At 64.4% G+C, this 12,101-nt stretch carries 10 protein-coding genes; 5 read left to right on the top strand and 5 right to left on the bottom strand.

Features of this window, described 5'->3' with window-relative positions; all coding sequences use genetic code 11:
- The first annotated feature begins 417 nt into the window (after window positions 1-417).
- Window positions 418-1,530: a DUF5924 family protein gene (locus tag U0O11_RS02940; RefSeq protein ID WP_225347563.1), complete on the top strand. Its 1,113-nt coding sequence runs from the start codon at window positions 418-420 to the stop codon at window positions 1,528-1,530.
- 217 nt (window positions 1,531-1,747) lie between these two features.
- Entirely contained in the window at window positions 1,748-2,194 is a 447-nt protein-coding gene (gene slyA, locus U0O11_RS02935; protein WP_043335305.1) for a transcriptional regulator SlyA, read from the top strand.
- Between the two features lie 124 nt (window positions 2,195-2,318).
- On the opposite strand, the gene U0O11_RS02930 is transcribed toward slyA, so the two are convergent.
- The gene (locus tag U0O11_RS02930) at window positions 2,319-2,867 is read right to left on the bottom strand and encodes a hypothetical protein (protein WP_054555152.1); all 549 of its coding nucleotides are present in this window, start codon (window positions 2,865-2,867) and stop codon (window positions 2,319-2,321) included.
- A gap of 209 nt (window positions 2,868-3,076) precedes the next feature.
- On the opposite strand from U0O11_RS02930, the gene U0O11_RS02925 reads away from it, so the two are divergent.
- Window positions 3,077-3,529 (top strand): universal stress protein, encoded by a 453-nt coding sequence (locus U0O11_RS02925; RefSeq protein ID WP_043335309.1) that lies wholly within the window; start codon window positions 3,077-3,079, stop codon window positions 3,527-3,529.
- A 183-nt stretch (window positions 3,530-3,712) separates the two neighbouring features.
- Here U0O11_RS02925 and U0O11_RS02920 read toward each other — a convergent pair whose 3' ends face one another.
- Window positions 3,713-5,650: an ATP-binding cassette domain-containing protein gene (locus tag U0O11_RS02920; RefSeq protein ID WP_215823872.1), complete on the bottom strand. Its 1,938-nt coding sequence runs from the start codon at window positions 5,648-5,650 to the stop codon at window positions 3,713-3,715.
- A gap of 326 nt (window positions 5,651-5,976) precedes the next feature.
- Here U0O11_RS02920 and U0O11_RS02915 point away from each other — a divergent pair, with 326 nt between their 5' ends.
- A complete protein-coding gene (locus tag U0O11_RS02915) occupies window positions 5,977-6,927 on the top strand; it encodes a TatD family hydrolase (protein ID WP_225347561.1) in 951 nt (316 codons plus the stop codon).
- A 48-nt stretch (window positions 6,928-6,975) separates the two neighbouring features.
- The gene (locus U0O11_RS02910) at window positions 6,976-7,542 is read left to right on the top strand and encodes a hypothetical protein (protein ID WP_225347560.1); all 567 of its coding nucleotides are present in this window, start codon (window positions 6,976-6,978) and stop codon (window positions 7,540-7,542) included.
- A gap of 91 nt (window positions 7,543-7,633) precedes the next feature.
- Here U0O11_RS02910 and U0O11_RS02905 read toward each other — a convergent pair whose 3' ends face one another.
- The 3 genes from U0O11_RS02905 to U0O11_RS02895 form a co-directional block, all read right to left on the bottom strand.
- Window positions 7,634-9,343, bottom strand: a complete 1,710-nt coding sequence (locus tag U0O11_RS02905) for a DEAD/DEAH box helicase (RefSeq protein WP_404813660.1) — start codon at window positions 9,341-9,343, stop codon at window positions 7,634-7,636.
- Window positions 9,344-9,559: 216 nt separating this feature from the next.
- On the bottom strand, window positions 9,560-10,096 hold the full coding sequence (locus U0O11_RS02900) for an HPP family protein (protein ID WP_043335366.1): 537 nt from the start codon (window positions 10,094-10,096) through the stop codon (window positions 9,560-9,562).
- 113 nt (window positions 10,097-10,209) lie between these two features.
- Complete coding sequence (locus tag U0O11_RS02895) at window positions 10,210-12,018, bottom strand: ABC transporter permease (RefSeq protein WP_225347559.1); 1,809 nt, start codon at window positions 12,016-12,018, stop codon at window positions 10,210-10,212.
- Window positions 12,019-12,101 lie beyond the last annotated feature (83 nt).

The following is a 12,101-nucleotide window of genomic DNA, read 5'->3' as shown; positions in this document are numbered from 1 at the left end:
CTCCACAAGAGAAAGAGGTGAAGGGGCTGCCGGGCGCTCGAGGGTCACTGCCATTTGGCGTTGGCCATGAGGGCGCTGGCAACCGGCCTCGCCGGACTCGCCGCTTCCAGAGGCACCGCGCGAGAGTCATCTCTCATCACAGCGCTTCATACAAGCGTTTGAATACAGCCAGCTTGGGCCAGTGACGGGCAAAGATCAAGCCTGCGGACATTAGCGAAAGGTCGGGGGTCACGGGGCGTCTGTATACTGGCCCGGGCAGACTGGCGCACGCCATCGACAGCCGATGTAGGCAAAGATCGACGCTACACCGCACAAGGCAGCCGCGTTACCCTGAACGCTTTCCCAACCCGCATGCTGGCCGCGACACCTCCTCGCGCGCCAGCAGGCTTTCAAAGGCCTCATCGATATCATGCTTTCATGAGCAGCACTCTCACCGCCCTGTATCTGCGCCTGACCGGCCTTGTCGAACGCACCAAGCGCTGGCACTGGCTATGGCCGCCCATCGGCTTCGCCGCCGGCATCTGCAGTTTCTTCCTTGTCAATCGTCAGCAATGGCTGGGCGGCATGCTGGCGCTGGGCATGATGCTGGCCTGGTTGATCCTGATCGCCGAAGGCCTGTGGAGCCGTCTGCGCCGCCACCGCGGCCAGAATGCCCTGCCCCGCAAGCTGGCGACCTTCGTGGCCCAGCTGATCCAGCAGGAGACACTGTGTTTCACCCTGCCGTTCTTCCTGGCGACCACCGACTGGGCCAGCGGCCAGGCGGGCTTCACGCTGCTGCTGTGCGGCGCGACCCTGCTGTCGATTCTCGATCCCTTCTACTACCGGCTGGCCGAGCGCCATCGCTGGCTGTACTTCGGCTTCCACGCCCTGTGCGTGTTCGTGGTGGTACTGGTCACCCTGCCCCTGCTGCTGGAACTGACCACGGGTGAGAGCCTGCTGGCCGCCTGTGCCGCCATGAGCCTGTTCGCGCTGCCCAGCGTCGCCAACCTGCGCATCGCGCGTGGGGTGGTCGGCGGTCTGGCGATGATCGGCATCAGCGTGATGCTCGGGGTAGGCGCATGGGGGGCACGCGCCTGGATCCCGCCCGCCACGCTGTGGATCAATGCCAGCAGCCTGTCGCCGGACTTCGATACCGCGGCGCGCGCACCCCGTGGCGAGATGCAGCTGACGCCTGCGCAACTCTCCGCCCGAGGCCTCTACGCCTTCACGGCCATCCGCGCCCCGCGCGGCCTGTCGGAGAAGGTCTATCACGTCTGGCGGCATGACGGCGAAGTCGTCGATCGCATCGCCCTGAACATCAACGGCGGGCGCAGCGAAGGCTACCGAGCCTGGACGCACAAGACGGCCTTCCCGCAGGGCAGCGAGGGCGAGTGGCGCATCGATGTCGAGACGATGAACGGACAGCGCATCGGCAGTCTGCGCTTCGTGGTCAGCGAGGATCCGCAGCTGGCGACCCTGGCCGACAGCACCATCAGCCAGCCGCCCGGCATCCCCGGCTGGCGTATCACCAACCTGATTCCGGGTTTGTGACAGTCGTCATCATGAGTCGCTCCACAAGCGGGAACGCTGAGTTACTCGACCTTGGACGTAAAATTCGTTCGCAGGCTTGTAATTATCCAGACTGCCTAGCATGCTGATGTGAAGGGCGGCGCGCACAAGGAATCAGTCTCATTCAGGTTTGAGTGATGCTGGACGCGCGCCAATGACAAAAGCCCCTTCACATTTGCACTCAGCGGACGACCTATCCATGCATGAAGATATCGGACTCAAGCTTTCCCGCCTGCCGCGCCTGTGGCGCGCCATTCTGGACCAGCGACTGTCCCCACTAGGGCTGACCCAGACTCGCTGGATGACGCTGGTACACCTGTGGCGCATGGGCGATGGTCAGCCCCAATGTGATCTGGCTCGCTCCATCGGTATCGAAGCCCCGTCGCTGGTTCGCACCCTGGACCAACTGACCGAGCAGGGCCTGGTCGAGCGCCGCGCCTGTGAGGAAGACCGCCGCACCAAGCGCATCTTCCTGACCCGCAAGGCGCTGCCACTGATCGAGAAGATCGATGCCATCGCCGAGCAGACTCGCATCGAGATGCTCGAGGGCCTGAGCGAGGCGCAGGTCGATCAATTCTGTGAATGCCTGCGCGTCATGGAGCGCAATGGCCTGGAAATCTCCGAGAAGGTGCCGGAGAGCGCCTGAGCCTATACGCCGACCGAAAGTGGCCGGCCGCGCCAGCAGGACATGAGCGCAAGCAGAACATGAAAAAGCCCCCACCGAGTGACTCGATGGGGGCTTTTTTCTGAAGGCGGGCAGGCTGCGCGTGTCAGGCGTCCGGCATCTTCGGCTCGGTGCCCACCAGCGGTCGACGCTTGTGCGAGATAGGCGCCTTGTCGATCAACAACGCATGCAAGGCCTCGAATTCGCGCCGCCAGTCGTGGCAGCTCTCCACATCCAGACTCTCGCCCCACCACAGCGTCAGGCCGGAGAGCGACGACTCCAGCATCAGGGCATCCTCCGGCAGCGTGCGCGTGAAGCGCAGCAGCGCCGCGGCGACATCAGGGTCATCCGCCAGGCGGCTCTCTTCGCGCCAGCGATAGCCCGGCACCGCCTCACGCAGGGCATCACTGGCCCATTCATCCTGCACCAGAATGAAGGGCGTGACATCGCGCTCGGTCGGCCAGGGGCGGCGGTAACCGACGATGCCCTTGGGCGCGTCAGAAAGCGCCGGCGCCTTGAGGTCCACCCGCATGCCATCGGCGATCACCGCCTTGCGGACCAGTGAAGTGCGCGTCTCGCGTTTGCTGGGGCGTAACCAGGTCAGCGGCGACAGCATCGCCAGCACGACAAAAATGATGATCAGCGCAGTCGTCATCGTCTATCCAACGGTTGTCTATTCAAGGGTTTCATCAAGCAGGACGTGGCGTGAAAGCGCAGGATAGGCTATGCAGCCCCGCAGAGTTGCGTATCACGCACTGCCATTACGTTGATGTAAGTCATTGTGTTCAAGGGGGCGGCAAGCCTAGCATGGAAGCAGGTGCACGACGCCACTCGAATGGCCAACCTCTGCGGGAGGACCTCAGGATGAGCAACGAATACAAGCATGTACTGGTCGCTGTCGACCTGACCAAGGATTCCCATCTGGTGCTGGAGCGGGCACTGCCGATCGCCAAGCGCAACGGCGCCAAGATTTCCATCATCCATACGCTGGAACCGCTGGGTTTTGCCTATGGCGGTGATATCCCGATGGACCTGACCAGCATCCAGGACCAGCTGGATTCCCACGCCCGTGAACGACTTGGCGAGATCGCCTCCCCTCATGATATCGCCGCCGAAGACCAGTACGTGGTGGTCGGCATGCCGGACAGCGAGATCCATCGCTTCGCGGCCGAACACGACGTGGACCTGATCGTGGTCGGCTCGCATGGTCGACATGGCTTTGCGCTGCTGCTGGGCTCTACCTCCACGGGTGTCCTGCACGGCGCCCAGTGCGACGTGCTGGCGGTGCGCGTCGGCGCGGATGACAGCGAGGAATGATGACGGCCGGCTAGACGACACCTCATGCCAGACGACACCTCACGTCGACGACATGTGAGGGACGACAAGAGGGCTGCACATGGGCAGCCCTCTTGTGTGTTCAGCTGACGGACTTTCTGCACCGTACGGTCATCAAGCATCGTCACTCATGACCGTACGTGCTCAAGACCGTCACTTGCGGCTTCAGCCTTCCTGCATGGCTTCAAGTTCCATCCAGCGTTCCATCGTCTCTTCCAGCACCTGCTGCTTGTGGCTGAGCTTCTCCAGCGTGTTCTTCACCGTCTTGGCATCCCCGGTGTAGAACTCCGGCGCCGCGATCTCGGCTTCCAGCGTCGCGATCTCCGCTTCCAGCTTCTCGATGGTCGCCGGAATCAGGTCCAGCTCGCGCTGGAACTTGTAGGGCAGCTTGACCTTCTTGTTGGCCTGCTGCGCCTGGGCGGCCTCGCGCTTGCGGCGCTCGTCTTCTGCCTGGGCATCACGACGGTGCTTTTCCTCACGCTCACGCTCGACTTCCCACGGCGCCGGCGGCAGATGCCCGCCCTGACGTATCCAGTCGCTGTAACCCCCGACATACGGCTTGACGACCCCGTCGCCCTCGAAGGCGAGGATGTTGGTGACCACGTTGTCCATGAAGGCACGGTCGTGGGAAACCAGCAGCACGGTGCCGTCGAAGTCGAGCAACAGCTCCTCGAGCAGCTCCAGCGTCTCGACATCCAGATCGTTGGTCGGCTCATCGAGCACCAGCACGTTGGCCGGCATGGTGAACAGACGCGCCAGCAGCAGACGGTTGGACTCGCCCCCTGACAGGGAGCGAACCGGCTGACGCGCGCGGTCCGGCGTGAACAGGAAGTTCTGCAGGTAGCTCATCACGTGCATGTCACGCCCGCCGACCGTGACACGGTCGCTGCCGCGCGCCACGTTGTCGTAGACGGTGGCTTCCATGTCGAGGCCCTTGCGCAGCTGATCGAAGTAGGCGATCTGCAGCTTGGTGCCTTCGATGCGCTTGCCTTCGCTGGCTTCCAGCTGACCGAGCAGAATGTGCAGCAGCGTGGTCTTGCCCGCGCCGTTGCGCCCGAGCAGGCCGACCTTGTCGCCGCGCTGGATCTCGACGCTCAGGTCACGGATGACCCACTGCTCCTGCGCCTCGTCGTAGCGATAGCTGACGTTCTCCAGCTCCACGACCCGCTTGCCGCTGCGCTCGGCGGAGTCGACGGCGATACGCGCACGGCCCTGCACTTCACGCCGCTGGCCACGCTCGGCACGCATCTTCTCCAGCGCACGCACACGGCCTTCATTGCGGGTACGACGCGCCTTGACCCCCTGGCGGATCCAGGTCTCTTCCTGGGCCAGTTTCTTGTCGAACTCGGAGTTCTCCTTGGCCTCGACATCCATCTCGTGCTGCTTCTGGGCCTGGTAGGCCGCGTAATCGCCCGGATAACGCCCGAGACGGCCACGGTCCAGCTCCAGAATCTGGGTCGCGAGGCGCTTCAGGAAGGCCCTGTCGTGGGTGATGAACAGCACGGCGCCGGAGAAGGCCGCGACCTGCTCTTCCAGCCAGGCGATGGTATCGAGATCCAGATGGTTGGTCGGCTCATCGAGCAGCAGCAGGTCCGGGTCGGAGACCAGCGCACGCGCCAGCGCGACACGACGACGCCAGCCGCCGGACAGGTCTTCCATCATGGTGTCTTCCGGCAGGCCCAGGCGGGTCAGCACGGTATCGATACGCTGCTGGAACTGCCAGCCATCGACGCTTTCCAGCGCGACCTGCACATGCTCGAGACGCTTGAGGTCCGGCTCGGGGTCGCTGATCAGGTGATGGTACTCCGCCAGCAGCGCGCCCGCCTTCGGCAGGCCTTCAGCGACGATATCGAAGATAGTGCGTCCTTCGGCGGCCGGCAGGTCCTGCGAGAGCACGCCGATCTTGAGGCCCGGCGCCTTCCACAGCTCACCGGCATCGGCCTGGAATTCGCCGGTGATCAGCTTGAGCAGGGTCGACTTGCCGGTGCCGTTGCGGCCGACGAGCGCCAGACGCTCGCCGCGCTCGACGACAAGGTCCGCCCCGTTGAGCAAGACGTGATGGCCATAGGCCAGCTGAAGATTTTCCAGTCGTAACAATGCCATGTGCAGCAGCAACTCGTGACGGGTCCACGGCCGGGAAGGCCACGGAGGAAGTGGGAGTCAGGCGGACAGGCCGCCGCCAGCGACGCGCGCCGGAGAATGCTGCCATTCTACCCGAGGCGCAGCGTGCAGGCGATGGAAGACGCCGCAAGGGCTGAAAGACGCCGGCGCCTTGGGTAGAATGGCCGACCGCTTGCAATCACGTCACGTGCCCTGCACTGCCAAGGCCCGCCTGTCATGCAGCGCTATCGAGTGCCAGGCCGACGGGCTATTGCCCGGCCTTGCGCTGTCACGTGTCTTCTCCCTCCCCGCGATCCCAAGGGTGTCCGATGTCCGCGCTTCCCCCGCATGCCGATCCTGCCTCCCTGCCCTACTATGATAGCGAGCGGCTGTCCGACGAGACGCTTGCCGCCTTGTGTGACGACCTTGAACTCGGCGAGGCCGATATCGCGGCCGCGCTGACGCTGCTGGCACCGGAGCTGCGTTTCGCCAGCCCCTCTGCGCTGGTCGACATCGGCGTCAACCTGACGCATGAGAGCTACGCGCGCGACGTCGAGGGCACCTTGCTGCGAGCACGCGCGGCGGGCGTCAGCCGGCAGATCCTGACCGGCACCAGCCTGGATGGCTCGCGTGAGGCCCAGGCGCTGGCGGCACGCTATCGTGGCCTTTCTGCCACCGCCGGCGTGCATCCGCATGAGGCCAGTCAGTGGAACGATGGCGTCGAACGCGGCATCCGAGAGCTACTGACGCAGCCAGAGGTCGTCGCGGTGGGGGAATGTGGCCTCGACTTCAATCGCAACTTCTCGACCCCCGCCGAACAGGCCCGGGCGTTCGAAGCGCAGCTGACGCTGGCCGCCGAGACAGGCCTGCCGCTGTTTCTGCATGAACGTGACGCCGGTCGCCAGATGCTCGAGATGCTCAAGCACTGGCGCGACGATATCAGTCACGCCGTCGTGCACTGTTTCACCGGTGAGCGCGAGACGCTCTACGGCTATCTCGATCTCGACCTGCACATCGGGCTGACCGGCTGGCTGTGTGATGAGCGCCGAGGCGAACACCTGCGCAGCCTGTGCCGCGAGATTCCACTCGAGCGTCTGATGCTGGAAACCGATTGCCCCTATCTGGTACCGCGCAATCTGCCCGCCAAGCTCAAGGGGCGCCGTCATGAACCCTCACTGCTGGTGTGGATCATGGCGGAGGTCGCGGCGCTGCGCGGTATCGACATGGAAGAACTCGCACAGGCTACCACCGCCACTGCCACACGCTTCTTCCGCCTGTAATCGGCATCAACGACTTTCCCTGCACGCTTCCCTGCTCTGGACATCACCATGCACGAATATGAACCCGAAACAGGGGACTTCCCCGCCTTCATCGCCGTCGAGACCGGCGAGGACTCCAGTCTGCCGCTGGCCATCGCCTGGGCGCTGCCCGATGGCCAGATGAAGCATGTACTGATCCAGCCGGACGACGAATGGCTGGATGGCGAGATGCTGGAGCTGGGCGACTACAGCCTGGACGACCTGCGCAGCTTCGGCGTCAGCCCCCTCGATGTGCTCAAGGAGCTGGAGCAGGACTACTACCAGACCACGCTCTATACCACCGGCGTCATGGATGACGAGCAGGCACTGGCCCGCCTGTTCGACGCCTACAACATGGACCCTTTCATCGAGTTCGCGCCGGCGGAAGGCCTCTACCCTGAGCTTGCCCCGGGTGACTGGGCGCGCGAGCGCAACAACATGCTGTTCGAACAGGGCCTGCAGCCTTTCCGTCCGGACAACGAGGTGCTGGTGATGCTGGCCATCCATACCCGCCTGCGCGGTGATGGCGTGCGTGGCGAGCAAGACATCCAGGGCACTGGCCCGGATTACGAGATCGACTGGGAAGAAGACGTCTGAACAGACGCTCCTGCTCCTGACACGCAAACGCCCCGACAACCGCAAGGTTGTCGGGGCGTTCTCGTTTCAGCCTTGGCCTCTACGGCGCGGCTCAGCCGTTGGAGCGGCCACCACCGTTGCCACCGCTGGAGCGGTTGCGACCACCACGTGAGCGGCGACGCGGACGCTCATCATTGCTCGGCGCATTCGGCGCACGGTTGCCGTTCACCTCCGGCTGCGGCGCGACGCGATTGCCATCGACTTCACGCTGCACCGGTGCACGGTTGCCGCGATTGTCATCATCGACACGTGCGATCTGCTGAGGCTGACCACCAGTGCGCTGGCCGCCAGAACGCGCGCCGCCAGAACGCTGACCTTCAGAGCGCTGACCGCCAGTACGCTGACCTTCAGAGCGCTGACCGCCAGAACGCTGGCCGCCATTGCCACGACCTTCACCAGCAGGCTTGCCGCCAGTGCGCTGGCCTTCAGAGCGCTGACCGCCAGAACGCTGGCCGCCATTGCCACGGCCTTCACCGGCAGGCTTGCTGCCAGTACGCTGGCCGCCAGAACGCTGACCTTCAGAGCGTGCGCCGCCAGAGCGCTGGCCACCCGAACGCTGGCCACCACGCGGCTGACGCGGTTCACGTTCCGGCTCGACATCGACTTCCGGCACGAAACCTTCCACTTCGACGCGCTTGAGCTTGCCCTTGAGCAGACGCTCGATGCCGCCGAGTTCCTTGCGCTCATCGCTGGAGACCAGCGAGATGGCACGCCCACTGGCGCCGGCACGGCCGGTACGCCCGATACGGTGCACGTAGTCTTCCGGCACGTTGGGCAGTTCGTAGTTCACGACCTGCGGCAACTGCTCGATATCCAGGCCACGCGCTGCGATATCCGTCGCGACCAGCACGCGCACTTCGCCGTTCTTGAAGCCGGCCAGTGCCTTGGTACGCGCATTCTGGCTCTTGTTGCCGTGAATCGCCGCGGCACTGATGCCGGACTTCTCGAGCTTGGTCGCCAGACGGTTGGCACCGTGCTTGGTACGGGTGAAGACCAGCACCTGGTGCCAGTTTTCCTTGATGATCAGGTGCTTGAGCAGTGAAGGCTTGTGGCTCTTCTCCACGGTGTGGATATGCTGCTCGACCTTCTCGGCCGTGGTGTTGCGCGGGCTGGCTTCCACCGCCACCGGGTCATTCAGCAGCTTGTTGGCCATGCCGCGAATCTCATCGGAGAAGGTCGCGGAGAACAGCAGCGTCTGACGCTTGGTCGGCAGCAGCTTGAGCAGACGGCGGATGTCGTGGATGAAGCCCATGTCCAGCATGCGATCCGCTTCATCCAGCACCAGCGTCTCGAGATCGGAGAAGTCGATGGCCTTCTGGGAGTGCAGGTCCAGCAGGCGGCCCGGCGTGGCGGTCAGGATCTCGACGCCAGAGGACAGTCGGCTGATCTGCGGGTTGATCTTCACGCCACCGAATACCACGGCATTGCGCAGCTTCAGGTGACGGGAATAGGCAGTGACGTTCTCGTCGATCTGCGCGGCCAGTTCACGCGTGGGCGTGACGATCAGGGCCTTGATCTTGCGGGCACCCGCGGGAGCGCTCTGCGAGAGGCGCTCGACCAGCGGCAGGGCGAAACCGGCGGTCTTGCCGGTCCCGGTGCGCGCGGCAGCCATCACATCACGGCCTTCCAGCACGGCAGGAATCGCACCTGCCTGGACGGGAGACGGCGTGGAATAGCCCATCTCGGCGATCGCTTTCAGGACAGGAGCGGACAGCCCCAGGGAGGCAAACGCCGGGACGAAATTGGCAGTAGTCTCAGTCATCAATATCTCTTCGGCTGACCGGCCACGTGCTGGTCGATCATTAAGGAATGGCGCCTGGCCGGGCACGTGCCGGGAGAGGGAGCGAGGCGTATCAGGCGCAGAAAAGAAAGAGTCGGTCAGAGGGACCTCATCCGGCTGCTGCCAGTCGCTCGCGTCAGGCGATGGCCCAGTCTACCATCTTCCGCCGTCGCCTGCAGAAGCGCGCATCCGATGGGTTCAATGCCAGTGCAGCGGATAGCGGCGATGACGCGCCAGATTGTTGATCAACACCGCCAGCACCAGCATCGCCAAGCAGCCAAGCCCCACCGGCAACAGGGCGTACCAGTAGCCCAGCTCGTGCAGCGGCTGACCGCCGATCACCGCGATCAAGGCCGTGGCGCCGCCCGGCGGGTGCAGGGTGTGCGTCAACTGCATGACCAGCAGTGCCACCGAGACCGCCATGGCCGCCGCCAGCCAGCCATCGCCCAGCCAGTGATAGCAGGCGACACCGACCAGTGCCGACAGCATGTTGCCGCCCAGCACATTGCGCGGCTGGGCCAGCGGACTGTGCGGCGCGCCGTAGAGCAGCACCGAGGTCGCGCCGAAGGACCCCACCAGCAACAGCGAGCTGACCGCCAGATAGTGCGAGGACAGCCAGCCGATCAGCGCCATGCCCAGAAAGGCCCCGAGCCATGACCACAAGGCATCGGCAACATGCGGCCTGCCCCGCTTCAGGGGGCCACCACGCATCTTGGCTACGTAAGGCTTGAGCATCGTGCGAATCATCTCCGGCGTTGTTCTGTCAGTGTCGAGCGCTGCACCCTAGGCGATCTCCACACGAGGAACAACTCTCATATGGCAATAAGCTGATGCCGACGCTGTCTTCATCATGACTCGCTGCGCGAGGCCACGATGGTGCGCGAGATCACGATCACCGGCAGGATGCCGACCACCACGATCACCAGCGCCGGCAACGCCGCCTGCTCAAGCATTTCATCCGAGGCGTACTGATAGACGTGGGTGGCGAGCGTGTCGAAGTTGAAGGGCCGCAGCAGCAAGGTGGCCGGCAGCTCCTTCATGGCATCCACGAAGACGACCAGCGCCGCGGTCAGCAAGCCGGGACGGATCAAGGGCAGGTGCACCCGGCGCAGTGTCGAGAAGGTGTTCTCGCCCAGCGAGCGCGCCGCCATGTCCATCGAAGGCGTGACCTTGTCGAGGCTCGATTCGATGGAACCCGCGGCGATAGCGAGGAAGCGCACCACATAGGCGATGATGATCGCGCCCATGGTGCCCGTCAGCAGCAGACCGCTGGAGAACCCGAAGTTGGCGCGCAGGAAGCTGTCCAGCGCGTTGTCGAAACCGGACAGCGGCACCAGCACGCCCAGCCCCAGCACGGCCCCCGGCATGGCATAGCCGAGACTCGAGAGCTTGAGCGCCTGCTGTACGCTGGCGGTGCGATCCAGCCGCTTGGCGTAGGCCAGCAGCACCCCGATGATCAGCGTCAGCACGGCAGCACTCACCGACAGCATCAGGCTATTGAGCGCGTAACCGGCGAAGTCCGGCGTCCACGACTCCTCGAAGTAGCGAATGGCATGCCGCGTCAGCAGCCCCACCGGCAACAGGAAGCCGAACAGCAGCGGCAGCAGGCAAGCCAGTGTCGCCAGCCCGGCGCGCCAGCCATGCAAGGTCGGACGACGATAGCGACGATAGCGATCGCCCTTGCCGAACTGACGCTGCCGGCGCCGGGCATGCCGTTCCAGCCAGATCAGCGTGACCACGAAGATCATCAGGCACAGCGCGATCTGGGCCGCACCGCGCAGGCTGCCCATGTTGAGCCACACATTGAAGATGCCGGCAGTCAGCGAACGCACCGCGAAGTAATCGACGGTGCCGAAATCATTGAGCGCCTCCATCATCGCCAGCGCCAGGCCGACGGCGATCGCCGGGCGTGCACTGGGCAGCGCCACGCGCCAGAAGCTCTGCCAGCCATTGCAACCCAGGGTGCGGCTGGCATCGCGCAGTGACGGCGATTGATCGAGAAATGCCGAGCGCGCCAGCATGAAGACATACGGAAACAGCACCAGCGACAGCATCAGGATGGCGCCGCCCAGACTGCGTATCTCGGGGAAGTAGTAATCCTGCGGCGAGTCCCAGCCGAACAGCGCACGCAGCGCGCCCTGGAAGGGCCCGGCATATTCGAAGACATCGGTGTAGATGTAGGCGATGACGTTGGCGGGAATCGCGAACGGCAGCAGCAACGACCACTCGAAGGTACGCCGCAGCGGGAACTGATACATGGTGGTCAGCCACGCCGACACCACGCCCATGCTGCCGCTGAGCACCGCCACGCCGGCCACCAGCGCCAGACTCGTCATGACGTAGTCAGGCAGCACGGTGGAGACGAGGTGCGGCCAGATGCCGTCACCGGCCTGATCACTGCCATCATCGCCGAACAACGCCAGCCAGATGACGGCCAGCACCGGCATCACCACCAGCGCGGCGACCCCCCAGGCCGTCGCGAACCACCCCATGTGCGTGCCCAGGCGCCGCTGACGGCGTCTTATCGCCGCGTCTTCGGCGCCTGACGTGCCGTGAGTCGCGCGCTCCAGGGCGAGCTCCGTCGCGCTGGTTGCCGTGCAGGCTTCCTCTTCAAGGCTCGCACCTCGCTTTACCAACAGCCGCTTGCCTTGCGTCATCTGTTCTTCCTCACTGACCTGCCAACTGCAATTGCGTCTATTTTACATTGTTCACTCAAACGAAGAGGGGCTGTCGCATCGCG

The organism is Cobetia sp. D5 (assembly GCF_035666195.1).
Taxonomy (GTDB): domain Bacteria; phylum Pseudomonadota; class Gammaproteobacteria; order Pseudomonadales; family Halomonadaceae; genus Cobetia; species Cobetia amphilecti.
This window is presented reverse-complemented; position numbering and strand designations above follow the sequence as displayed.